19 protein-coding genes are annotated in these 24,818 nt (G+C 32.8%); 8 read left to right on the top strand and 11 right to left on the bottom strand.

All coding sequences use genetic code 11. The features are described 5' to 3' along the window. Positions 1 to 339: 339 nt before the first annotated feature. On the bottom strand, positions 340 to 1,044 hold the full coding sequence (locus tag ACWNT5_RS24020) for a DUF4294 domain-containing protein (protein ID WP_299610559.1): 705 nt from the start codon (positions 1,042 to 1,044) through the stop codon (positions 340 to 342). A gap of 106 nt (positions 1,045 to 1,150) precedes the next feature. On the opposite strand from ACWNT5_RS24020, the gene ACWNT5_RS24015 reads away from it, so the two are divergent. Continuing rightward, positions 1,151 to 2,281 (top strand): M42 family metallopeptidase, encoded by a 1,131-nt coding sequence (locus ACWNT5_RS24015; RefSeq protein WP_456518823.1) that lies wholly within the window; start codon positions 1,151 to 1,153, stop codon positions 2,279 to 2,281. Positions 2,282 to 2,335: 54 nt separating this feature from the next. Here ACWNT5_RS24015 and acs read toward each other — a convergent pair whose 3' ends face one another. The 7 genes from acs to ACWNT5_RS23980 all read right to left on the bottom strand — a co-directional run bounded on the left by acs (position 2,336) and on the right by ACWNT5_RS23980 (position 11,723). Next, positions 2,336 to 4,243 carry an acetate--CoA ligase gene (gene acs, locus ACWNT5_RS24010; RefSeq protein WP_456518822.1) on the bottom strand — a complete coding sequence of 636 codons (1,908 nt, stop codon included), beginning with the start codon at positions 4,241 to 4,243 and terminating at the stop codon, positions 2,336 to 2,338. 304 nt (positions 4,244 to 4,547) lie between these two features. Beyond that, entirely contained in the window at positions 4,548 to 4,910 is a 363-nt protein-coding gene (locus ACWNT5_RS24005; protein WP_456518821.1) for a response regulator transcription factor, read from the bottom strand. Between the two features lie 27 nt (positions 4,911 to 4,937). Further along, positions 4,938 to 7,622: an ATP-binding protein gene (locus ACWNT5_RS24000; protein WP_456518820.1), complete on the bottom strand. Its 2,685-nt coding sequence runs from the start codon at positions 7,620 to 7,622 to the stop codon at positions 4,938 to 4,940. Between the two features lie 266 nt (positions 7,623 to 7,888). Further along, positions 7,889 to 9,661 (bottom strand): sodium:solute symporter family protein, encoded by a 1,773-nt coding sequence (locus ACWNT5_RS23995; RefSeq protein ID WP_299902780.1) that lies wholly within the window; start codon positions 9,659 to 9,661, stop codon positions 7,889 to 7,891. 30 nt (positions 9,662 to 9,691) lie between these two features. Beyond that, positions 9,692 to 9,949: a DUF4212 domain-containing protein gene (locus ACWNT5_RS23990; protein WP_299610544.1), complete on the bottom strand. Its 258-nt coding sequence runs from the start codon at positions 9,947 to 9,949 to the stop codon at positions 9,692 to 9,694. 11 nt (positions 9,950 to 9,960) lie between these two features. After that, positions 9,961 to 11,193 carry a hypothetical protein gene (locus ACWNT5_RS23985; protein WP_299902777.1) on the bottom strand — a complete coding sequence of 411 codons (1,233 nt, stop codon included), beginning with the start codon at positions 11,191 to 11,193 and terminating at the stop codon, positions 9,961 to 9,963. A 110-nt stretch (positions 11,194 to 11,303) separates the two neighbouring features. Beyond that, entirely contained in the window at positions 11,304 to 11,723 is a 420-nt protein-coding gene (locus tag ACWNT5_RS23980; RefSeq protein ID WP_456518819.1) for a transposase, read from the bottom strand. A gap of 131 nt (positions 11,724 to 11,854) precedes the next feature. On the opposite strand from ACWNT5_RS23980, the gene ACWNT5_RS23975 reads away from it, so the two are divergent. The 3 genes from ACWNT5_RS23975 to ACWNT5_RS23965 all read left to right on the top strand — a co-directional run bounded on the left by ACWNT5_RS23975 (position 11,855) and on the right by ACWNT5_RS23965 (position 13,823). Continuing rightward, positions 11,855 to 12,409 carry an NUDIX hydrolase gene (locus ACWNT5_RS23975; protein ID WP_456518818.1) on the top strand — a complete coding sequence of 185 codons (555 nt, stop codon included), beginning with the start codon at positions 11,855 to 11,857 and terminating at the stop codon, positions 12,407 to 12,409. A gap of 91 nt (positions 12,410 to 12,500) precedes the next feature. After that, positions 12,501 to 12,953, top strand: a complete 453-nt coding sequence (locus tag ACWNT5_RS23970; RefSeq protein ID WP_299902768.1) for a Dps family protein — start codon at positions 12,501 to 12,503, stop codon at positions 12,951 to 12,953. Positions 12,954 to 13,046: 93 nt separating this feature from the next. Continuing rightward, positions 13,047 to 13,823, top strand: coding sequence for an SdiA-regulated domain-containing protein (locus tag ACWNT5_RS23965; protein ID WP_456518817.1), 777 nt, complete (start codon positions 13,047 to 13,049; stop codon positions 13,821 to 13,823). A gap of 2 nt (positions 13,824 to 13,825) precedes the next feature. Here the strand turns inward: ACWNT5_RS23965 and ACWNT5_RS23960 are convergent, their stop codons facing one another. Continuing rightward, a complete protein-coding gene (locus ACWNT5_RS23960) occupies positions 13,826 to 14,371 on the bottom strand; it encodes a GNAT family N-acetyltransferase (protein ID WP_456518816.1) in 546 nt (181 codons plus the stop codon). 295 nt (positions 14,372 to 14,666) lie between these two features. Here ACWNT5_RS23960 and ACWNT5_RS23955 point away from each other — a divergent pair, with 295 nt between their 5' ends. Together ACWNT5_RS23955 and ACWNT5_RS23950 are read left to right on the top strand one after the other, a co-directional pair. Continuing rightward, positions 14,667 to 14,948, top strand: a complete 282-nt coding sequence (locus ACWNT5_RS23955) for a hypothetical protein (RefSeq protein WP_456518815.1) — start codon at positions 14,667 to 14,669, stop codon at positions 14,946 to 14,948. A gap of 373 nt (positions 14,949 to 15,321) precedes the next feature. Further along, positions 15,322 to 15,786: a hypothetical protein gene (locus ACWNT5_RS23950; RefSeq protein WP_299610526.1), complete on the top strand. Its 465-nt coding sequence runs from the start codon at positions 15,322 to 15,324 to the stop codon at positions 15,784 to 15,786. A gap of 57 nt (positions 15,787 to 15,843) precedes the next feature. Here ACWNT5_RS23950 and ACWNT5_RS23945 read toward each other — a convergent pair whose 3' ends face one another. Further along, positions 15,844 to 19,548 carry a metallophosphoesterase gene (locus tag ACWNT5_RS23945; RefSeq protein WP_456518814.1) on the bottom strand — a complete coding sequence of 1,235 codons (3,705 nt, stop codon included), beginning with the start codon at positions 19,546 to 19,548 and terminating at the stop codon, positions 15,844 to 15,846. Between the two features lie 52 nt (positions 19,549 to 19,600). On the opposite strand from ACWNT5_RS23945, the gene ACWNT5_RS23940 reads away from it, so the two are divergent. Continuing rightward, the gene (locus ACWNT5_RS23940; RefSeq protein ID WP_299610523.1) at positions 19,601 to 20,776 is read left to right on the top strand and encodes a Pycsar system effector family protein; all 1,176 of its coding nucleotides are present in this window, start codon (positions 19,601 to 19,603) and stop codon (positions 20,774 to 20,776) included. A 16-nt stretch (positions 20,777 to 20,792) separates the two neighbouring features. Here ACWNT5_RS23940 and ACWNT5_RS23935 read toward each other — a convergent pair whose 3' ends face one another. Beyond that, entirely contained in the window at positions 20,793 to 23,159 is a 2,367-nt protein-coding gene (locus tag ACWNT5_RS23935) for a GAF domain-containing protein (RefSeq protein ID WP_299610521.1), read from the bottom strand. A gap of 350 nt (positions 23,160 to 23,509) precedes the next feature. Between ACWNT5_RS23935 and ACWNT5_RS23930 the strand changes: the two genes are divergently transcribed. Further along, positions 23,510 to 24,631 carry a TlpA disulfide reductase family protein gene (locus ACWNT5_RS23930; RefSeq protein ID WP_299610519.1) on the top strand — a complete coding sequence of 374 codons (1,122 nt, stop codon included), beginning with the start codon at positions 23,510 to 23,512 and terminating at the stop codon, positions 24,629 to 24,631. Positions 24,632 to 24,818 lie beyond the last annotated feature (187 nt).

Below are 24,818 nucleotides of genomic sequence, written 5' to 3'. Positions count from 1 at the left end.
CAAAAAAACCAAACTCTCTCAATGAACTCTCAAAACTTATTCCGTTTTGCGGGTGCAAACATACAACCCTTTTTCTTTTCCACAACAAAAAAATACAACTATTTTTTAACCTTTTTGTAAAACACCTGATTTTTAAAAAGTTGGAAAGCGAAGATACTAAAATTAATGAAGATAGAAAGTAAAAAGTTTTTAAAATCCTTTTTTTTAGATGTAATAACTAACAATTCTTTGTATTAAGAACATCCTAACTATACATTAACTTATATTATTTCTAGAAAGACAATTAAAAGAGTATTCATAATTACGATTCATACGACACATATACTTAAACTAAAAAAATTACTTTTTTAGGTTAGTAGTCCTAATAGTATCCGTCCATTTATTTCTTAAATCATAAAAACTAAAATCTAAAGCAGTCTTTTGTTCTTCTAAGATATTAGATTGGAAACTTCTTTGTAAAATATCCTCAATCCAATAATCTTCTTCTACATTAATAGGGTCATACTCTTCTTTAAGAGATATATTAAAAAGATTAGCCGTACTATTATACCAAAATGCTTTCCATCCACTCCGATATTCTTTTACTAAGTCAAACATTGTTTTTCCTGTTTGTCTATGTATGAGCTTAACCAATATTTGACCTTCGGTACGTGTCATTTTTTTTAGTTCGGCTGTAAACTCTTCCTCCATATACTTCTGAAGTATTTTTATATACTTTTTCCGAGCTCTTTTGGACTCAATATTTTCTAACCTTTGATTTAAGGCTATTAATCTATCAGAAGCTAGTTTGGCATATGGATAAACTTTTCTTGTTTTACGTCTAAGAATTAGATATTTTCTTCTCGCCAATCTGTCTTTAAACTTTAATTTGCCCAATATGACCACCTCATCAAGATCAATTGCATCATGAGGAATAGTATCTCCTTCTATAATATAATACTGCACATAGCTAGTAGAATCAATTTTTAAAGAATCTATTTCCTTTTGACAAAATATTGTCAACGGAAAAAAAACAACTAATATGTACAGTAAATTTTTCTGCATATGCTTTTTAGGCTTCTAAAATCGTTCCAAAATTAACAATAAACATATAGCAAACTGTAAAATCTTTGTGAATATTATTAACTTCGTACAAAACAAAAATATTTAAATGGCTAAAAAAAGTATACTAAACAAAAAGTCTTTGACCTTTCTTGAAAAGTATTTGAATAATGCAGCACCTACTGGTTATGAATGGGAAGGACAAAAAATTTGGATGGACTATCTAAAACCATATGTTGATGAATTTATTACAGATACTTATGGTACTGCTGTTGGAGTTATAAACCCAAAAGCTAAATATAAAGTGGTAATAGAAGGCCATGCTGACGAAATATCTTGGTATGTAAATTACATAACTGATAATGGTCTTATTTATGTAATCCGCAATGGTGGAAGTGATCATCAAATTGCTACCTCTAAACGTGTAAACATACATACCAAAAAAGGTATTGTGCAAGGTGTGTTTGGTTGGCCTGCAATACATACAAGAAATCGTGCTAAAGAGGAACCTCCAAAACTAAATAACATTTGTATAGATGTAGGATGTAACACCAAAGAAGAAGTTCTAAAACTAGGTGTACATGTAGGTTGCGTTATCACTTATCCTGATGAGTTTTTTATACTAAACAAGGATAAATTTGTATGTCGCGCTTTAGACAACAGAATGGGCGGTTTTATGATTGCAGAAGTTGCTAGATTAATCAAAGAGAATAAAGACAAACTAGATTTTGGTCTTTATATTACTAATTCCGTACAGGAAGAAATTGGTCTTAGAGGAGCAGAAATGATAACCCATACTATTCAACCAGATGTCGCTATTGTTACAGATGTTTGCCATGATACTACTACACCTATGATTGACAAGAAGACTCAAGGTGAAACCAAAATTGGTGATGGCCCTGTAATTTCTTATGCTCCAGCTGTTCAGAATAGATTAAGAGAACTCTTAATAGATACAGCTGAGAAGAAAAAAATTCCGTTTCAACGAATGGCTTCTAGTAGAATGACAGGAACAGATACTGATGCATTTGCCTATAGTAATGGAGGTGTAGCTTCAGCTTTAATTTCTTTACCACTTCGCTACATGCATACTACAGTAGAAATGGTCCATAGAGATGATGTAGAAAACGTAATCCGATTGATTTACGAAAGTCTTCTAAATATACAAGCTGGTGAAACTTTTAGTTATTTCGCAACACCGACAGTTGCTTCTAAAGCTAAAACAAAATCAAAAAAATAATTCATTTAAAAAAAGAGCCTCAATTATCGAGGCTCTTTTTTTTCTCTATTCCTGTTATAAAGCTTTGTCTATAATTTCCTGAACCACTTCTGGATTTAAAAGCGTGCTAGTATCTCCAAGATTTGATGTATCCTTGGATGCTATCTTTCTCAAAATTCTTCGCATAATTTTTCCACTCCTAGTTTTAGGAAGACCTGGTACAAACTGAATTTTATCCAGTTTAGCAATAGGACCAATTCGCTCTGTAATTTGTTGATTCACCTCCTTGCTTAGATTGTTCCGATCTCTATTTTCTCCTGTTTCCTTTAGAATTACATAGCCGTACAATGCATTTCCTTTTATATCATGAGGAAACCCAACAATAGCAGATTCGGCAACAGCGGGATGTTCATTTATCGCATCTTCTATAGGAGCAGTACCCAAATTGTGACCAGAAACAATGATCACATCGTCTACTCTACCTGTTATTCTATAATATCCCACCTCATCTCTTAATGCACCATCTCCCGTAAAATATTTATTCTCAAATGCAGAAAAATAGGTCTCTTTATAACGTTGATGATTGCCCCAAATTGTTCTTGCCATTGACGGCCATGGAAATTTTATACAAAGACGCCCGTCTACCTGATTTCCCTTTATTTCTAAACCATTCTCATCCATTAACGCTGGTTGTATTCCTGGCATTGGTAATGTTGCATAGGTAGGTTTGGTTGGTGTGGAATAAGGAATTGGTGAAATCATAATACCTCCAGTTTCAGTTTGCCACCAAGTATCAACAATTGGAGATTTCTTTTCTCCTACATGATCATTATACCAGTGCCAAGCTTCTTCATTAATGGGTTCTCCAACAGTACCTAATACTTTTAAACTAGAAAGATCATGGTTGGTCACATAATCTAGGTTTTCTTTCGCTAAAGCACGAATTGCAGTAGGCGCAGTATAAAATTGAGTAACTTTATGCTTTTGAACAATATCCCAAAATCTACCAAAATCTGGATAAGAAGGTACTCCTTCGAACATTACTGTAGTTGCACCATTTGCCAAAGGACCATACACAATATAAGAATGACCAGTTATCCAACCTATATCTGCGGTACACCAATAAATATCATTCTCCCTATACTGAAATACATTTTTAAAAGTATAAGCCGTATACACCATATATCCAGCAGTAGTATGCAACATACCTTTTGGCATTCCTGTAGATCCGGATGTATACAGAATAAATAAAGGATCTTCAGCATCCATAACTTCAGGAACACAATCCTTATTAGCCTTGTCAAGTAACGGTTGTAACCAATGATCTCGACCACTCTTCATTTGTATATCAGAGTTAATTCTTTTGGCTACTAATACAGAACTTACTCCAGGACAACTTTCTAAAGCATCATCCACAATACCTTTTAGATCTATCGTTTTAGATCCTCTATAAGAACCATCAGAGGTAATCACCATTTTTGCTTCGCAATCATTAATCCTCGTGGATAATGCCAAAGCAGAAAAACCAGCAAATACTACCGAATGAATAGCCCCTATACGTGCACAGGCTAATACCGATACTGCAAGCTCAGGAATCATCGGTAGATAAATACAAACACGATCTCCTTTTTGCACTCCTTGCTCTTTCAACACATTAGCAAACTTGCATACTTTTTCGTGTAATTGTTTATATGTAATGTGTTGTGCATCTTCTTCCGGATCGTTAGGCTCAAAGAGGATTGCTGTTTTATGCCCTCTATTCTGAAGATGTCTATCGATGCAATTTTCGGTAATATTCAACTTTGCCCCTTCAAACCATTTAACCTCAGGTTTGGTAAAATCCCAGCTTAATACATTATCCCATTTCTTTTTCCACATAAAGTGTTCTTCGGCTATTTCTGCCCAAAAAGTTTCTGGATCACGCACAGATTTTCGATAAACTTGATAATATTCTTCAAGATGTTTTATGTGATAATTACTCATTGTTGGTATATTTTATATTCTTTAAATTAATTTTTATTTGTTTAATCATTTGATGTAAATAATCCGAACCAATTTGGGTTGTAAAATTTTAATCGTATCAAAACCCATAAAATGACTATAACACAAAATCCTATGACTATAGAATGCTGCACTTATTTGTGTTTTCATCTCCACTAAAAACCTTAGAAACAAAGAGATTAACACGTAAACACTAATAAATATATCAGATACCAATGGTTTTAAACGTATTTTCATTTTTACTTATCTAAATTAAATCCTCGTTGTTTGCGCACAACATCAAAAGTTAATTCAATAATTCATTTATTTCTGCTACCAATTTTTTTACCGAGAAAGGTTTGGTAAGGTACTTGTCAGCTCCCATACTTAAACCTTTTTCTATATCCGTAGCTTTATTTTTTGCTGAAAGAAATACAACTTTGGTATCCTTAAGGTTTTTATTGTTCTTTATCTCTTTTAAAGTTTCATAACCATCAACATTGGGCATCATTATATCTAACAATACTATATCAGGAATCTCTTCTTCAGCTATCTGCAATGCTTCACTTCCATCTCTAGCGATGAACACTTCAAAATTCTTCTTTTTAAAGGTATATTCTAGTGACATTACAATATTAGGTTCATCATCTACAATTAAAATCTTTTTCATATGTTAAGCTATTCACCTAAGGTTTGCTCATTTGGGTATGGTAAATAAAAAACGGGCACCTTCTTTGTACTTTTTATCTACCCAGATTTTTCCATTATGACTTTCAACAATTTTCTTACTGATTGCCAACCCCAACCCGCTGCCTACAGGTTTTTTTATATTTTGATATTTTGATTGGTAAAATTTATCAAAAATATAATTCATTTCCTCTTTTGGAATGCCTTTTCCGTTATCTTCTACTATAATTTCTACGGTTTGTCTTTTCTGACGGACCTGCACCTTTATCTTTCCTGTTTTTTCATCTGAAAACTTGAGCGCATTAGATAACAAATTTGTTAATACCTGAATTATTCTATCTTCGTCATAATTCGCCTGTATTTGATACCCATGATTATGGATTAGCTCCACTCCTTTGTTTTTTGCAATCTGTTCTATCCCATGAATCGCCTTATCTATAGTTTTATGAATCTCTCTAGGCTCCATTTCGAGATGCTCTTGTCCTTTAGATAATTTTTCGAGATCTAAGATATTATGGATTAATCTCGTTAATCTATCTGAATCTGTAACTATATTTTCCAAAAACTTACTTTTTAAATCCTCTGGCATATCATCATCATCTGTTAAAACCTCTGAAGCCGCCTTGATTGAAGTGACAGGAGTTTTAAGTTCATGAGCAATCGTATCTAAAAATTCATCTTTTATTCTATCTTGTTCTAAAAGTTCTTCGTTAGCTGTTTTTAATTTTTCGGTAAGTCTTGTAAGCTCTTCGGACTTTTCCTGAAGTGCTTTATTTACTGCTATAGTTTCTTTTGATTCTTCTAATATTTTTAGAACTTCTAGCAAACTTACTGGTTCTTCTTTAGCTACGCTACCTATCAATATACGTGCAGAAGCACTACCGATAGTTCCTGTTAAAAGTTTTTCTGAAAACTTAATCAATCTAGCATCAGCCATTTCTTCTTCTTTGGAGATTCCATACTTCAAATAAAATAAGTTCAGCGCTTTTTCCGTTCGTTCTTCTCCTAAAAAACGATTCAACATATTTCTTATATCAGAGATAAAAGCTTCTCCTTTCCATACAAAGGCACCATCTTGTAAATTCGCATAATTACTGCTATTCACAAACATTTCCGCATAATTTCGTTCTCTATAATTCCCTTTAGACAGCAAGGAAATAATTAAAAAACTTAATGTATTAAAGAACATACTCCAAAAAAAGGAATGCGCTTCTGGCCCTAAAAAATCTAAACCAAATAATGCATATGGCTTTAAAAGTTCTATTCCGAATAATCCATTTTCTACAAATAGGTCATTTTCTGTAAGTACAGTAACAATAAGTGGTAGGATTAACGTATATATTACAATAAAAACACCTACAATCATTCCAATTTTAACTGCTCTTGCAGAACCCCGATTCCAGAAAAGCCCCATAAAAAAAGAAGGTGCTAATTGAGCTATCACAGCGAATGAAATTAGACCAATAGAATATAATGACAATTCATATGAAAAGTTGATATAGAAAAAGTATGCCGCAATAATTAAGGTAAATATTGAGATACGTCTAATATTTTTGATATACTTCTCATTTTGTTCAGGATCTCCTTTCAAAAATTTATCCAAAAACCCATAGGGAATAATAAGGTTATTACTTACCATGGTAGATAATGCCAAAGTCGACACAACTACCATTGATATCACTGCAGAGAATCCTCCAAGAAACACCAATAATGCTAAGATAATATTTCCGTTTTGCAATGGCAGTAATAAGGTATAGTAATCATGATTTACCTCTCCTGAAATACTAAGATTTCCTGCCCATGCTATGAAAATCACGAATATGTTAAATAATAAGAGGTATAAAGGAAACATCCATATCGCTTTCTTTAAATACCGTTCTCTGTCATTTTCGACCACTGCAACGTGAAATTGTCTAGGAAGCAGGAAAATGGCAAAAAAGGAAAGCATGATCGTAAACATCCAGTTAAAACCAGATTCTAACCCATTAAAAGAGGTGATTTTCTCAAAATTCCCGAGTGCAGAAGCTTGATCATAAATATCTTTTGTACCATCAAACATAAAAAAGGTGATGTAAATCCCGATCACAAGAAAAAAAACTAACTTCATAATAGACTCTACTGCTACTGTAGTCATGATTCCTTTTCTATGTTGAGATGCGTCTGCTGCTTGCGTTCCAAAAAAAGCAACAAAAATTGCCAAAAGCACCGCAATATAAAAAGTAGAATCATCTACAATTAATGTAGAATTGTAACTAGTCTCATCGGTAATAATTTCAAAGGTTTCGGAGATAGCTTTAAGCTGGAGCGAAATATATGGTACTATGGCAAAAACACAAATTATGGTTACTAAGGCACCTAAAAAACGATTATTACCATATCGCAGTGATATAAAATCTGCAATACTAGAGACCTTATGCTGCTTTGAAATTCTGATAACCCTACGCATTACGAGAATCCATAACGGAATAGATATCACAGGGCCTAGATAAATAGTAAGAAAACTAATTCCTGATTGCGATGCAATCCCCACACTTCCGTAATATGTCCAAGCAGAACAATATACAGCTAAAGATAATACATAAATGTATGGATTATTAACCCATTTGCTTTTTGAGTTCTTCTCTGCCCAAAAGGCTACTAGAAATAAAAAAGTCAAATAGACGATTATGATAGATATCAAAAGATAATTATTCATAGTGCCTATGTAAGATGATATAAGAAATGATAATTGCCAATATCCATATCAAGAAAATAAAAAAATAGATCATTGGGAAACCGAAGACTTCATCGGAATTGTCAAAAATTAGTACCAACGGAACGTTCCATAATAAAAACAGCACCAATGAAAGGATGATAAGTTTTTGCTGATGTCTTTTCTTCATTTTTGAACTCACTCTATAAAGTTAGGAAAAAACGGTGCCATAACTAAAATTATAGCACCGTATTCTACTAAAATCAAATCTAATGATGCGAAGCTTCTCCAGCTCCACTAGGGATTCTTATATCTTCAACAATTTCTTGTACTACTTTTGGTGGTTCTGGAGTCATTCTAGAAACGATTACAGAAACGACAACATTTACAATCATTGCAATAGTACCAAAACCTTCTGGAGATGTACCAAACCACCATTCTTCTTTTGGTCTAGGTTCCATAACACCGATCAATCCTGTTTTATATACTACCATGTAAATTAACATGAGGGTGATTCCCACAATCATTCCCGCTACCGCGCCCTGTCTGTTCATGCGTTTATCGAAAATACCCAGAATAATTGCTGGAAAGAATGAAGCTGCGGCCAAGCCAAATGCTAATGCCACAACAGCTGCCACAAAACCAGGAGGATATATCCCGAACAAACCTGCAATGATAATAGCAAATAGAATACTAATTCTAGCAGCCAAAAGTTCTCCTTTTTCAGAAATATTTGGCTTGATTTGTTTTTTAATAAGATCATGAGAAATAGAAGTAGAAATCACCAATAACAAGCCAGCTGCAGTTGATAATGCGGCAGCTAAGCCACCTGCAGCAACTAGCGCTACTACCCAATTAGGTAAATTTGCAATTTCTGGATTTGCTAAAACCATAATATCTCTATCTACATATAACTCATTTTCAGAGCCACTAGCATTGGAAACCAATCTTTCGCCGTTTACGCCTCTTTCCCCAGTGTACTTTGGTTTACCTTCTGTAGCGCTTCCATTTACATATTGTATTTTCCCGTCGCCATTTTTATCTGACCAAGCAATAAGCCCAGTATTTTCCCAGTTTTTAAACCATTCTGGAACTTCTTTATACGGATTATTACTTACCGTTTCTATTAAATTAGTTCTAGCAAAAACTGCAATAGCCGGAGCCGTGGTATACAGAATAGCAATAAACAGTAAGGCTAACCCTGCTGATTTTCTAGCATCTTTTACTTTAGGAACTGTAAAAAAACGTACTATCACATGAGGCAATCCAGCGGTACCTACCATAAGGGCCAGTGTTATTGCGAACACGTCCCAGGTTGATTTTGAACCATCGGTATACTCATTGAAACCTAGTTGAGTATGCAACGCATCTAACTTCTCAAGTAAATATGTCCCGTCTTCAACTGTACCACCCATTCCTATCTGTGGAATGATATTTCCTGTCATTTGCATAGAGATAAAAAATGCCGGAACCATAAAGGCAAAAATCAATACACAATATTGAGCTACTTGTGTATACGTGATTCCTTTCATTCCTCCCAAAAAGGCAAATACTAAAACCACAGCCATTCCTATGATAACTCCCAAAGTAATATCAACCTGCAAAAATTGAGAAAACACAATACCTACACCTCTCATTTGTCCAGCTACATACGTAAATGAGACAATTAATGCACATATCACTGCCACAGTTCTGGCGGTATTTGAATAATATCTATCCCCTATGAAATCGGGAACTGTAAATTTTCCAAACTTACGGAGATACGGAGCTAACAAAAGTGCTAATAACACATAACCGCCAGTCCATCCCATTAGAAAAACAGAACCATCATATCCCATAAAAGATATCAAGCCTGCCATAGAAATAAACGAAGCTGCACTCATCCAATCGGCTGCAGTTGCCATCCCATTAGCAAGCGGAGAAACACCTCCACCAGCTACATAAAAATCTTTGGTCGAACCTGCTCTGGCCCATATAGCAATCCCGAAATACAGGGCAAACGTAATCCCTACTAAAATCCATGTCCATACTTGAACGCTCATAATAATATATTTTTTTGGTTAGTATTAAGATTACTCATCGTAACCATATTTTTTGTCCAGTTTATTCATCAATCGCACATAAACGAAAATGAGAATCACAAAAGTGTAAATAGAGCCTTGTTGAGCAAACCAGAAACCAAGTTTAAATCCTCCTAATCTTATATTGTTTAATTCGTCTTTAAAGAGTATTCCTGCTCCATAGGAGACCACAAACCAAATAATAAGAAGAACTATCAGGTATTTTAGGTTTTGTTTCCAATAGGCAACAGCTTTTTGTTTATCAGTCATAACTTTATATTTTATAAGTAAATCATCGCTTGCAGGGTAACAAAACTTTGCGCATCATTATCCCCGTATTTTGTATTTAAATACTCAATAGTAATTTTAGAATGATGTCCACTGAAATAAGCATTTGCACCTACTCCAAAAGTTGTGGCATTATCATCAATTGCATCTATCGATCTCCTGTTAAAAGAAGCATAAGGTTGAAACTTGGTTTTTTTATTGTTATTGGGGATAACATAACCAACATGTCCGTAAATCATGGAACCTGTTTCATAGGTTTGTCCTAAGGTAAAGTTTTTTCCGTAATCATTATTTTGATAAGTTGCATAAGCAGTAATTGCTGATCCATTTTCTCCTAAAGGAGCATCATAAAAAGCGTCTACTGCAAAAATAGCTACATCTTCACCTTCTAATTCTCCAGTATCGTTTGCTACTACACTGCCTTCTGGGTGAAAGAAAAAACCAGCTCCCACATTAAAAACCTTTTTACCTCCTAAATAGGTACCTACTTTATATGGAAGGAAATTAGACTCTTGATCAAAAAAGTGATAATCGAAATAACCTGCAAAGTTTTTCCCTGCATCTTTAGAACCTAGTAATCTTCTACCCGCATATACTGCTGGACCATCTGGAGCTGGATCCGTAGCCTCTTGTAAATTATTAGTTCCTGATTCATTAATAGATACTCGATACTGAAGTTTTCCAAAAGCGCCTTTGGCATAAATACCAATATGTCTTGCAAATTGATCCGACAACCCTATCGTTGCCCATGATTGTCGATTATTATCAAGAGTCATAATATTTAGAGTGCTCTGATTATTAAGTCTTGATATTCCGTTCCAATAATGAAGCCCTGCTCCTATAGCATGCTTAGCGTTTAGATTGTATTGCCCCCAAACTCCGTGAAAAAAAAGCTGAGACTCTTCTCCTCGCCCTAAAGGACTTTGGTTATTTGCATTCAAACTATTAAGTCCAAAATGAGTAAGAATTAAAAAACTTTTATTGATCTGAGCATAGGTTAAAATACGAGCTCTTCTAATGCTCATGTTTGTGTTACTTACATCATCGGGAACCTCATCTTGGTATCTTGCCCAAAATTGAGCCCATGATATAATTCTAAAGTATTTGGTACCATCTTCATTCAGTTTTACCTTCAGTCCACCAGTATAATCTGGCGAACCCTGAGAGTACGTATACTGGAGTGTAAGAAATATAGAAACTACCAGTATGATTAGTTGTTTTCTCATAGAGTTTAAAAGATTAGATTAGTAATAATTTGATTTTGTGCGCGATACTAATCTCCTAAAATCTAGTAGTTAAGAAAAAACTAATATATTTATATGTTAATTTATTATAGCTAATCTCTAAAACGTTCCCATTTAATAAGCATAAACTTATCTCCTAATTCAGTTACAACAACCCCTGCGCCTGATAAGTTTCGTACATCTTTAAAATAATCCGATAACTCAGAAGCATTGAGAATTTTATAGGTCGGATGATAGTTCGAATTATAAGGCCGTTTAATATTATATTTTTTAACCCAATTCATGATACTTACATGTGAAATACCGAGAATACGTTCTATTTCACGATACGTCAATCCCTCTAAATACAACTGCAAAGCCTTGTTAACATAATAATCATCTATTTTCTTTCCAATTTTGTTTACCGAAAAGTAATAACCACAAGATTTGCATTTAAATCGCTGCCTATTATTTACAATCCCGCTTTTTATATAATCTTCAGAATTACAGTTTGGACAAGAAGTAATTTTCATATATATTTATTTAGCATAAATATATTAATTTAGCAACAAATTTTAGATATGAATTATATTTTATTCATTTTGTTTGCCAAAATCCCATGATATTCATTAATAAAAGATAACTTTATTGTATTATCAAAATCATGGACGAATTTATAGACATTCTTAACGAAGAAGGAATTTTCACTGGTGAAGTTCGATTAAAATCAGAGGCACATAAACTAGGGTTATATCATAGTAGTGTTCATGTTTGGTTATACACTTATGAAGGTGAAGTATTGATTCAAAAACGTGCCTTGGATAAAGATACTTATCCAGGTTTATGGGATATATCTGTTGCTGGACATATTGGTACTGGAGAATCTCCAGAAAATGCAGCATTACGAGAAATACAAGAAGAAATAGGTTACACTATTGCAAGTGCTGATTTAGAATTTATTGGTAAATACCTTGCCGAGAAAAAACCAAATCCTGTGATCATTGATAATGAATTTCATTATATTTATTTGACTCGATTAACTAAGTCTATTAAAGATCTTAACATACAAAAAGAGGAAGTTCATAGCATTAAACTAATCCCGATGACTCGGCTAAAAAAAGAGCTAGTACAACCAATAAAGAAAAAAGACTATGTCCCTCATGATGTAGATTATTATGATTTCGTTCTTAACGAAATCGAAAATCGATTTAACCAATAGTATAATTACTACTAACTATCACATCATCTATATAACAATTCATTATCATAGTATTTTTGTATCGAAATCAAAAAACCAATAAACAAAAACTATGAAAAATATTAATAAAGAAACCGTAGATTCCTTAAATATCTTATTAGCTGATTATCATTTATATTATCAAAAACTAAGAAACTTCCATTGGAATGTAACCGGACGAAACTTTTTTGAATTACATTTAAAATTTGAAGAGCTTTATGAAGACGCGAAATTAAAAATTGACGAAATTGCAGAACGAATCTTAACGCTAAGAGCTAAACCTGTGAGTAATTACAGTGTTTTCTTAAAGAAATCTTCCATAAAAGAAGCGAGTAGTGATTTATCCGATAAAGAAATGGTAACATCTATTTTGGAAGATCATGATATCATTTTAAAGCAATTGAAGTTAGTTACTAAAGAAGCTGAAAAAGCAGAAGATGATGGAACTTTGGATATCACTGGCACGTATATTGCAGATCTTGAAAAAACAAGTTGGATGTTAGATGCTTGGAATCAAACTTCATAAAATAATTATATGTATAAAAGTAATATTTGTATTTTCTTACTGTGCTGTACCTTATCGGTAAGTTGTCAAAAAAAGAATGACACAGATCTTATAATGATAGATCATTTGTCAAGTACTTTGCACGAAATATCAGGTATTACATATATAAAAGGCGAATCTAATCTATATGCTGTTAATGATTCTGGAAATGAAAATGTTGTATTCTTACTCAATCAAAAAGGTGAAATTCTAGAGGAGATCAAAATACCAAATAGCAAAAATGTAGATTGGGAAGATCTAGCATATGACCATAATAACAATGTTTATATTGGAGATTTTGGCAATAACAATAATGATAGAAAAGATCTTACCATATATAAGGTGTCTGGTATTAAGGATAAACAGATAAAAGTTTCAACAATAGAATTCTTTTTAGAAGATCAAAAGAAATTTCCTCCTTCTAAGAAGAAAAGAAATTTTGATATAGAAGCTTTCTTTTATAATGAAGGAAGCTTCTATCTATTCACTAAAAATCGAGGTAGTAAATTTAATGGCGAAACCAAGCTCTACAAATTACAAGATAAACCAGGCAAGCAAAAAGCTAAATTGATAGATACTTATACAATATGTGATGATGCTAGAGATTGTTTTATCAGTTCTGCGGCAATAAATTATAATGGAGATACAATTGCGCTTCTCACCTATAATAAGATTTTCATATTGTCAGATTTTAAAGGCGATGACTTCTTTGGAGGAAAGATCAAAAAGATTAAGCTCAATCATTTTTCACAAAAAGAAGGAATTTGTTTCTTAACAGATTCTACATTACTTATAGTGGATGAAAAACGAAAAAAAACAAAAGGAGCTTTATATAAATATCAATTAAACTAAAACTAGCGAGTGATCCAATCTTTTTCCAAAATCGCATACTCGTAAGTATCGGACCAACCCGATTTTAACGGTAGTATTTCTCTCTTATGCCCTTCTCTTACCAATCCAGATTTTTCCAAAACTCTCACAGAACCTATATTAGCAATAGCACAACCGGCTTCCACCCTGTGTAATTCCATTTTTTGAAAACTAAATTTTAAAACCTCACCAACTGCTTCCGTTGCATATCCCTTAGACCAAAATTGTGGATCTAACTTATACCAAAGGGACCCTATCTTATATTTGGGGTTTCCAACAATTAATGAGATTAACCCCATAAATGTCTTGGTGGATTTTAGCATAATAGCAAAAACAAATTCCTTTCTATATCTGAAATTATCTATCCATTCATTAAGATAGACCTCTGTTACCTCTGTATTTGTTGGGATACCTAAAGCATTATACTCGTCGACTTCCGGGATGGAAAGCAACCGATGTATATTAGCGAGATCAGACACCTCAACCGATCTAAGTTCTAATCTATCTGTAAACAAATGTAAATTTTCCATAAAAATATACTTCTAAATAATCAAAAGCATTTAAATATTTTGCTTTTCAATTTTCTTACAAAAGTTATTAACATTTAAACACTTAAACCAAAGCTTTAACCTTTTGTCGACAAAAACAATAAAAATAGGCATTAACAAAAATAAAAAGTAATACAAAACTTACTTTTCAACAAATAAACAACCTAAAATACTGGTTTCAAATATTTTATTAGTTATTCTTATGAGTTTTATTCCTAATTTAGCTAGTGTATGACGCATAGTCATCCATTGAAAAACCCCAAACACTTATTTATATATGAAAGCCGCCCCAGCTTACGTTTTGTTGTTATCTACATTACTTACAGGCACAGCATTTTCTCAACAAAGTATCACTAAGAATTTAAAAGTTCCTCCTGATATTCTTAAAACTACAACCACAGAACAAGTTATTACAAAAGAAACAAAGAAGAACACAAATACCAAGATCGAAATAAAAAAAACACCCAATAATTCAAAAGTAAACATTACTCAAACTAATACTAAAACTTCTAAAAATAAGGTTAATGAGGTGCCAAGAACTACCTTGGACTTTTTTTAATTTATTTTAATATGAAAATTATAAGAGACAATAAAGCTGTCTCTTAACCGAGAAGCTCCTGATATTTCGCATCTTATATCTGGAGCTTCTTACTTCTTACTACATTACACTTTCCTTTAAAGACTTCATAAAGCCCAACATCACAACGAGTTACGCTAAAAGTTATTAACAATAATAAACTTTTGTTTATAATCTATTTCTTCTGCAAACCCTTATTATTAGTAATTTTCCTACAAAAATAAACCAATAAAACAAAGTTATCAACAGTCATAAATTGGATTAAAAAGTTAAAAAACATCGTTAAAAAGTAATTTTTGTTAATTTTTTCATAATTTAGAAGGAAATAACTTACAAATATCCCAAAATATAAATTATGATCAAAAATTACCTACCCCTATTATGCTTTATTTTAATCTTAGTCCCCAATTTTAATTTTAGTCAGGAGAATTTCGAAAAAATCAAAAGTCCAATAATTAGTAGTACTATCCTTAAGGCTAACACTACTTATCTTGTTCCTAACGAAATTCTTATTACTAACAGTGCCACCTTAACCATAGAAGAAGGGGTAACTCTAAAGAATCCAGAAAACAATGAAATCATTATTAGTATAGAAAATGGTTCGAGAGTTATCGCATCTGGCTCTTATGACAACCCTATCGTTGCTGCTACCGATTTATCAGCAAAGCCAGTTATCATCATGAAACCCTCTTTACAAAAGACCGATAATGCTGTAGCGGATAACTATTTCTATTACAAGTCAATTGAAAATCCAACAGTTTTAATGAATTCTCAACCTAACTCCTACAATAATATATCAAGTATTCAGGGCGACTTTTAATTAGGAATCAGATAGATAGTAGCCCAAGCCGCTTGTATGAATTTACAAGCGGTTTTTTTAAAAACTTAATCCTAATCCAAAGGTAAAACGTAAACCATCATCACTATTAAATAAATTAAACTGTCCCGCAACGGCGTTTACAGCATTGATCCAAAAACCACCACCTATAGAATCATGCCATACATCTACATCTTCTCCTTCGAACCATACTCTCCCTATATCATAACCTCCATAAATTCCAAACTGTAGTGGTAATAAACCTGTTTTAAACTTATTAAAACTATATCTTAGATCACCACTAAATGCTAAAGCTTTATCACCTGTAAAACGTTCTTCTCTAAATCCTCTTAGACTATTAATACCTCCTAAGGTGGCTGCTTGATAAAACTCAAAACCATCACCAATCATAAAAGCAGCTTGTACATCTGTTTTTAATACTAATTTTCTATTTTTTGTAATCGCATTATAAAATCCTAATTTAGGTTTTACATATCCAAAAGTTCTATCAGTATCATCCAGATTCATTTTAGAACCTGCATTTAGTGAAAACAACATACCTCTTGTTGGATTAGCAGGGATATCAAAACTTTTATATTCGTAATCTACATCCAATCCTGCAAAGAACTTTCTTTCAAAAAAATCAACATCTTCTGTTACAAAATCAAGTCCAGAAGTTATAAATCTACCAGCAGAGTCTTGTACTTCTACACCTTCGTAGGATGTAGTTATCGTAAGTTTATTTCCATAAAAACCATTTTTCGAAACTCCCAGATTAAGTCCCCAAATCCCTGTTTTTACTCTATTAAAATCCAATCCCAAATCATCGTCTAAATTGATGGTATTATTTCCAAAACCAAAAAAGTTCTGTGCAAAATTCTCACTTGTATACTTTCCTCCAACTCTCAAGCTCCAATTACCAATAGCATTAACAAATTCTCCATTATAGGATAGGTCATAACCTTCGGTAGCGAAATAATATGCGCCCTTTATTGTATGCTTGCTTTGATAAGGATTATTATTAAATCCTCTAACGGTATAAACATTGGTTACGTTAATATTTACTCCATCATCTGGGTTAAAGCCTATCAATGGAGTTAACGTATTGGTCTTATCAATATACTTATTATAGTCATATGTATTATGATTATAATTATTACTAAAAATAAATTTTGCACCTCCTTTTTTCTTTACTGTATTTGGTTTAGATTTATGATCATACACACGTATTTTTCTTCCATTTTCTATCGTATATACATCATTATTCTGACCACCAACTATTCTGGTATAAATTGGGTTTTTCCCTTTTCCAGTAACCTTAAACTGATCATCATCGTCCAATCCATAAATCCATATTTCTTTCGTTTCTTTCGAAAAAATAGTTCTCTCATAAAATGGTTCTTGTGGCACACCATCTTTTATTCTAGAAATTTTTACTAATGTTTGATTATCTCCTCTTATAATCTCAAATAGATCATCTTTATCTGTACCTCTAATAATCACTTGCTTCGATAGATAATCATAATATCTACCCGCAATATCCACTACATCATCTCTTCTCTTTTTAAGATAGCCTTTTATCCTTTCTATCGTAGCATCCTGAAGTTCTACAGGCAAGTTTCTAAATGCTTGATCAATAGCCTCATCAGTAAGATTTTGTTTGATATACTCAGCTTGTTCTAACCATATTTTTTTATCTGATTTTTGCGCAAATGTCCGATCTAAACGAATCCCAGACTCATTAATCCATCTGATATTTTTTAATTCTTCACTATATACTTGGAACTTTCTTGTAAGAGGAGCGATAAACTTGATTACATCTAATAAACCTCCATCGTAATTAGAAAACACCTGATCACGATCCTTTGGTATAGGACGATACATTTTCTTATCTTTTGAATCAAAACGAGACCATCTCCATTGATCTGAATGTCTATCCCAATCGCCTAAGATCATATCAAATAATCTGGTTCTAATGTAATGGGGTTCATCCATCTGATACTCTTCATCTTTTCTCAGATTCTTTAGTAAATCATCTGTTCCTTCAATATCATCTGGTTTTCCGAATGAGGCCAGATCCTTGTGTTCTTTACCAGGTCTTTCTTCCAGAAAATACATTTCATCACCAAAATCCTTATTATAAGCTCCCAAAGCTGGATGCTTAGGCATATAATATACTTTAGAATTAGCATGATACACTCCTATCGCATCCGCTAATCCGCCTACCACCAGAAATGCATAAGGATAGCTAGAAGTATAAAAATCTGCTAATAGCTCTTCAGTAAACGTATCATCAAAATCATCTTCTAGATAGGTATCATTAAAAACTCCCTTCTGTAAAAATTGGGTAACACTCTTTCTCATAGCACGTAAACTGTATCTCTTTCCTGTGCTATCCACCAATCTCAAGGATCTAGTAACCTGACCTCCTCCTCTTCTATCAATACTAAAACCTCCAAGTAATGTATCTAGTGTAACAATTGGAATCTTAATATCTGAACTATATACTTCCCTGTAATGATCTCCCCATAAGGATTGGAAAAAATTAGATTTTGTAGTTTCATCTTTATTATAAATAGATGCCTCTATTTCGTTCTCAAAAAAATTACCTAAATTCCCAATCTCATATTGTTCGGGTTCTTCATGAACTTTTGTTTGATATACCAATGTTGCTTTGCCTCCTTCATTTCCATAAAAACGAACGTTGGACGATCCATCCTTATATACATCCAATATGGCAAAACCTTGATTTGGATATGAAAATAATCCGTCCTTCCCCAAAGAAGCTGCTGATTTCTTAGAGCCAGATCCAGAAACAATCTGCTTTAATCCTTCGCTATCTATATACTGTAATGAATGTTCATGCCCAGACGCAAAAATAATTCGCTCATTATCTCTAGCCATTGTAGACAAACGTCTCATCAGTTTATTATAACTTTCATTATATCTATCTTGTGGAGATACTCCGCCTTGTGATCTTATTTGAGTTACCAAAGATCCCAATACTGGTAGTGGTATTTTCTTTTTAGATGGAAATATATGACTCTTAAAACTATATTTACCGCCATGTGGCCCATTTGTAAACATTGGATGATGCATGGCTACCAGAACAGTCTTACCATTGTGTTTTTTAAACTCACCCTGAATTTCACTAAAAAACTTATCCCTTGTCTTTATTTCACAATTATCATTTATGGTTGGATTTTTATTCCAATCTGCGAGGTACCATTGAGTATCCAATATAATTAACTGAATTTTATCTCCGATCTCGATACTTTCGATCGGACAACCTTTAGATGGCAAAAAGGCTTTTTTACTATCCAATTTCTTTCTTATATACTTTTCTTGTCTCTGCAAACCTTTTACACCGTTGTTATACCAATCATGATTTCCTGGTATAAAAATCACTTCACCATCAAAAGATTTTACGGCATCTATCTGCGCATCTATTCGATGTTCTGCCAATTTTCTTGACGCATCATCTTTCTCCGGCATGCCTTTTTGATAAATATTATCTCCTAGATAGATCAGATAATCATCTTGGGTATTTTCTTTAGTTAGAATTTGTTGTAGCGCTTCTAAACCTGGAGTACTTTCTCCTAAAGATGCATTTCCAGCATCCCCAATTAGATAGAAAGTTTTTTCAATTTCATTATCTGGTAATTTTTCAGGAAAATTTTCGTCTAAATATTGAGGAGAATATGTTGCGCAAGAGTTTAATAATAATAAGCCGATAATTAAGAACGTCTGTATATTTTTAGTCATAATGGAGTACATTCATTTTTTTTAATTATTTTGGTTATTGAAAAATTATAATATGGACACATTAGTTGAAAAAACTGATAATTTCGTTTCTGAACTTTTTACTAAAAAGCTTCCTGAAACTTGCATCTATCATAATTACACTCATACCAAAAGAGTATTTAAAAGTACAAAAGAAATTATTGACAGTACCAGTATTTCTGAAGAAGATGCGTTCATATTATTATTAACCGCTTTATTACACGATACAGGATATTCAGAAAGCCTTGATAATCATGAAGAACACAGTGTTAGTATTTCCGAAAATTTCTTAAAAGAACAGAACGCCCCTCAAGAAGTCATCGATAAGGTTTCTAAATTAATAAGGGCTACTAAAATGGATCATGAGCCTACTGATTTGCTTGAGAAAATTATCCGTGATGCAGATGCTTCTCATTTAGCCAAAGGATATTTTGAAGAAACTAGCGATTTCCTTAGACAAGAATTTGAACATCATCATAAAGAAAAATATAGCAGAAAGGATTGGTTAAAAATTAATATCGATTTCCTAAAAAACAAGCACGAATATTATACAGACTATGCTATAAAAAATTGGCAACCCAAAAAAGAAAGACATTTGCTGGAAATATTAAACGAACAAGCTGCTCTGAAGAAAAAAAAGAAAAAAGAAAAGTTAAAAAAACTGGTTAAAGAAGAAAGCCCTGAAAAAGGAATTCAAACACTTTTTAGAGTCACGCTAAGAAATCATTTAAAGTTAAGTGATATTGCAGATACCAAAGCCAATATTTTACTATCTGTAAATGCAATTATCATCTCATTGGCATTGTCTAACTTAATTCCTAAACTAGACAATCCATCCAACCAATATCTAATTTATCCCACACTTATATTTATAGTGTTTAGTATTATTTCCATGTTATTATCAGTACTCGCGACACGACCAAATGTTACAGGAGGTGAGTTTACACGTAAAGAAATTGAGGAAAAAAAAGTAAACCTTTTATTCTTTGGTAATTTTCATAAGATGCCATTAGATGAATACAAATGGGCGATGCATGAGTTAATGGATGATAAGGAATATATCTATGACACTATGATTAAAGATTTATATTTCTTAGGAAAAGTGCTACACAAAAAATACAAGATACTAAGAATAACGTATACCGTATTTATGATAGGATTCATCACCTCTTCAATCTCTTTTGTAATTGCTTTTAATACGCTACAATAAGTAAGACAAGAATTAATTATTTGTTGATCTCTTTCATTAGATCATCATAGGTATAGTATTCTTTATCCTCTTTACTCTTATTATAAAGAATATTTACTCGCAGAGCTTTGAGTCCTGTTACTCCTTGTAAATCATCTAGCTCAACAATCTCAACATCATCTTCCAAATAGTTTTTGGATTGAAGGAAACTGATATACTTCAAATACTCTTGTTCATCACTTCTTTGAGAATACACAACTACTAGCTTCCCTTTTTCGGTAATACGTTGATTTGTTCCTTTGATGTATGCCTTATCTACTCGTTTTTTCACTACTTCGTAACGAGCATTATAAGTTCCATCTACATCAAAACGCTTTTCATCCATTCTAAATCGCACAGATAATGAAGCATTAAAAACCAGGACCATTGAGGCTACATCCAAAGGAACTGGTAAATCTTGTTTGAGCTGATAATACTCATTTTCCATCTCGCACATTACCTGCAATTGCCATAATCGCAAATTATAGAGATATATCTTGTTAAAACTATCCTGCTTGGTAATAGATTCTCCAATATACATATTGTGTTCTACTCCATCCGTTTTAAATCTTTCAAAATAATGAGGGTACATTTTCTGAGCTTCCACCTGTTTCTGATCCAGTAATGCTGCCATTTTCTTATTAATCAACATTACAGATTCATCATAAGCTTTTCTATGCTTATAAAGCATCTTAGTGTTCTTATCAAGTGAATTATTATATTGGTTGATCAAACCTTCAAGAGCTACATTTGTTCCTTTCAAATGCTTAAACAAAGGTTTGATTTCATTCTTGATGAAATTAAGTATTTTTTGTTCCGTGTCTACCTGCAACTGATTAGATACAGAATCTATATAGCTATCTATTCTAAACTTAATTTGTTCGTAGATAGGTAGTGGATCTATTTCTACAACCTTATTAATTACTTTGTCAATTGCTTTTAATTGCAATATTAAATCCTTCTGAACAGATCCATTCCTAGCTTCTGAAGATCCTTTGATATCAATCTGGCCAAATAATGGATAGACATTGTCGAAAACAACTTCCTGAAATGAAGTAGGGTTTTCTTCTACTTTAGCTAAAATAAAACGTTTGGCTTCTTGCCTAAACTTCCAATACACACTAGGGTGAATTGCAGTACATTCTTGCTGTATTACCAATTCTAGTTCATCTTCAGCTTTTGCTTTCGAACGTAATACAGAATCTACCAAATATGGCATTATGTCCTGAAGTTTATTGGCATTGATACTATTTAGTTCTCTACTATTAGGAGATACGATCTCCAAGACTCCTAACAATTTACCATTGTCTTCAATGGGTGCTATAATCGCACTCTTTATATTTTGCTTTGCTAAATTAGAGTACATTAATTCATCTGGATATGCCGTATGTGTTTTGGTAACATCCGAAATAGCAAATGCTTCTGATTTTTCAAACAAACTCTGATAGGTCCCCTTACATAATGCTGTTTCACAACAATCAGAAAACTTATCGTAGAGCACATAACTATCGATAGTCTTAAAAGGAACACGTTCTAACACTCGTTCCTCTTCATTATAATTAGAAAAACCTACTTTGATTTCCGGAAGATTAAAAATACCTCGAAATATATTCTGGAAAGTCCCAATAAAATCTCCTTGTGTTTTATCGTATTTTAATAAACTAGTTTTAAATTCGGACAAGGATACATCTGCAGTCGCATCAAATAAGTTTGCAATAACGATCCCTTTAAAAACCCAACTATTAGGAGGAAATTTTTCCTTCCAAATCTCAACATTATCAAAATTGTCTATCAAAATTGCAACATCCTCTTCGGTAATTTCGATAGCCTTGTCTGTTTTTTCGATCTGAATAAAATCACCGTTATACAGAATTCTATAATGACGCATAATTCCCGAAGCATCTGGAATATCGTAAAAAAACGGTCTTCGAAAATCGATCTTATAACCGTAGTATTGCCCAAGGATAATACTACATCCCATAATATAGTAATGATCTTCGCTTAAATTTTTGATTTGAGGTTCGAAATCATATCCCGCCGCGTTGACAATATTCTTGTAACGCTCTGTGGATTTCAAAACTGTATTATGAAATGGAATAGTTGCTATTTTAATCTCATTTTTCTGCAATATTTGCGAGAAAGAATCCTCTAGCACTAATTCAATTTGTGGTAGTAATTCCTGTACTCGTTGTTCGGAAGTAATTCCCTCTTCCAATTCTGGGTACTCTTCGGCAATCTTCAAAACACTTTGTGCTCTGTCCCGAAGCAATTTATTTTCACTGTGTAAGAACTCTCTATACTGATCGAAGAACAAAGAGAAACTTATCCTAATATCTAAGGGAAAATCGTGCTCTAGTACGTTCATAACAGTTTATTTACGGTGGTTTAACAAAAATAATACAAAACTAACTCACTTGATGACTGCATTAACAATAAATTAAATCAATAATAAGCAGTTTCTCTAATTTTGAAGACGAATAACACCTTTTCATTAGGACATGAAACCCTAAAAGTTTTCTATATAACCAATAATACCCCCAAGTGATGCATTATTATTAGACTTCAAAAGCCTGTTTTTGTTACAGCTTATGTTGTTTATTTATGTTTTTATTGAAATTACGATGAAAAAAATTAACATTTACTGATATTTAAAAGTTAATTTTTGGGGTTTAAAGAGCATATTACATATTTTTACCAATCCAAAAATTATCTAGAATGAAAAAAATAGCATTGCTTGCTCTTTTGGTACTATCTGTTGCCTGCAAACAAGAAGAAAAGGGATATTCAATTACCGCAAATACTGAAGGATTTGATGATGGAGTAACGGTATATGTAAATGCAATTAATCGCTCGAATCGCCCTACAATTATAGATTCTACTACTATACAGAATGGTAAGTTTAAGATGGCACTACCAGTGGTAGAAGATAACGACTTCAACTATTTGACTTTTAAAGGAATACCGAATAATGTATTGTTTTTAGCAGAAAATAATCCCTTAAAAATGACGATTTACAAAGATAGTTTGCGTTCTTCGGTAATAACTGGAGGTCCAGAAAATGAACTATTCTTTAGCTACCTTAAGAAAATGACATCTTTTGGAAAACTAAGGCAAGATCTAAGCAATCAGTACCAAATAGCATCCAAGTTAAAAGAAACTGATAAAGCTATCAAATTATCTAAAGATCTACAGCAGATAAGAGTTGACGAGAATAGTTTTAGAAAAGAAATAGCTGAAAACAACCCTAATTCTTTAGTTGCCGTTATGGCACTTACTGATCTTCTTAATCTAAAGGCGGTTCCTGCTAAAGAAGTAAAACAAATTTATGGTACTATACAAGATACGCTAAAAACATCGCGATTAGGAAGGAACCTAGATCGTCTTATTGCAGCATCTATAGGAAAAATAGATATTGGCAGTGAAGCTGAAGACTTCTCTGCTCCAAATCCCGAAGGGAAAATGGTATCTCTAAAAGAGTCTATGGGTAAAATCACTATCATTGATTTTTGGGCATCTTGGTGTAAGCCTTGTAGAGCTGAAAATCCAAATGTGGTTAGAGTCTACAATAAATATCACGATAAAGGTTTAAATATTATTGGTGTTTCATTAGATAGAAAAAAAGATCATTGGACTACTGCAATTGATCAAGATAATTTAGAGTGGAATCATGTTTCTCATTTAAAATTTTGGCAAGATCCAATAGCAAAAGCATACGGAGTGCGATCAATTCCTGCGACATTTATTATCGATGAAAAAGGAAATGTAATTGCAAAGAACTTGAGAGGTCCAGCACTAGAAACTAAAATTTCAGAACTGCTTGGAGAAAGTTCTTTATAATTTTAGATTTTTACAGATAAATAAAAAGCGACTCTACGGAGTCGCTTTTTTATTTATTATAATGTCTCGTCCTGAAATAAGTTGACGTAATTTAGACTTATTTATGACACATTCAGAAGAACCAAGGAAGAAGCGTACACAACGGGATTATAATTTAGGCTTTAAATTATCGGTAGTTGCTCAAGTA

The sequence above is a fragment of the Aquimarina sp. 433 genome, assembly GCF_054054605.1.
Note: the sequence above shows the minus strand (reverse complement) of the source record. Positions and strands in the feature narration are given on the sequence as shown.

Coding starts and splice junctions, on each gene's coding strand:
- ACWNT5_RS24020 (WP_299610559.1), bottom strand. CDS start 1,044: ATGCAGAAAAATTTACTGTACATATTAGTTGTTTTTTTTCCGTTGACA.
- ACWNT5_RS24015 (WP_456518823.1), top strand. CDS start 1,151: ATGGCTAAAAAAAGTATACTAAACAAAAAGTCTTTGACCTTTCTTGAA.
- acs (WP_456518822.1), bottom strand. CDS start 4,243: ATGAGTAATTATCACATAAAACATCTTGAAGAATATTATCAAGTTTAT.
- ACWNT5_RS24005 (WP_456518821.1), bottom strand. CDS start 4,910: ATGAAAAAGATTTTAATTGTAGATGATGAACCTAATATTGTAATGTCA.
- ACWNT5_RS24000 (WP_456518820.1), bottom strand. CDS start 7,622: ATGAATAATTATCTTTTGATATCTATCATAATCGTCTATTTGACTTTT.
- ACWNT5_RS23995 (WP_299902780.1), bottom strand. CDS start 9,661: ATGAGCGTTCAAGTATGGACATGGATTTTAGTAGGGATTACGTTTGCC.
- ACWNT5_RS23990 (WP_299610544.1), bottom strand. CDS start 9,949: ATGACTGATAAACAAAAAGCTGTTGCCTATTGGAAACAAAACCTAAAA.
- ACWNT5_RS23985 (WP_299902777.1), bottom strand. CDS start 11,193: ATGAGAAAACAACTAATCATACTGGTAGTTTCTATATTTCTTACACTC.
- ACWNT5_RS23980 (WP_456518819.1), bottom strand. CDS start 11,723: ATGAAAATTACTTCTTGTCCAAACTGTAATTCTGAAGATTATATAAAA.
- ACWNT5_RS23975 (WP_456518818.1), top strand. CDS start 11,855: ATGGACGAATTTATAGACATTCTTAACGAAGAAGGAATTTTCACTGGT.
- ACWNT5_RS23970 (WP_299902768.1), top strand. CDS start 12,501: ATGAAAAATATTAATAAAGAAACCGTAGATTCCTTAAATATCTTATTA.
- ACWNT5_RS23965 (WP_456518817.1), top strand. CDS start 13,047: ATGATAGATCATTTGTCAAGTACTTTGCACGAAATATCAGGTATTACA.
- ACWNT5_RS23960 (WP_456518816.1), bottom strand. CDS start 14,371: ATGGAAAATTTACATTTGTTTACAGATAGATTAGAACTTAGATCGGTT.
- ACWNT5_RS23955 (WP_456518815.1), top strand. CDS start 14,667: ATGAAAGCCGCCCCAGCTTACGTTTTGTTGTTATCTACATTACTTACA.
- ACWNT5_RS23950 (WP_299610526.1), top strand. CDS start 15,322: ATGATCAAAAATTACCTACCCCTATTATGCTTTATTTTAATCTTAGTC.
- ACWNT5_RS23945 (WP_456518814.1), bottom strand. CDS start 19,548: ATGACTAAAAATATACAGACGTTCTTAATTATCGGCTTATTATTATTA.
- ACWNT5_RS23940 (WP_299610523.1), top strand. CDS start 19,601: ATGGACACATTAGTTGAAAAAACTGATAATTTCGTTTCTGAACTTTTT.
- ACWNT5_RS23935 (WP_299610521.1), bottom strand. CDS start 23,159: ATGAACGTACTAGAGCACGATTTTCCCTTAGATATTAGGATAAGTTTC.
- ACWNT5_RS23930 (WP_299610519.1), top strand. CDS start 23,510: ATGAAAAAAATAGCATTGCTTGCTCTTTTGGTACTATCTGTTGCCTGC.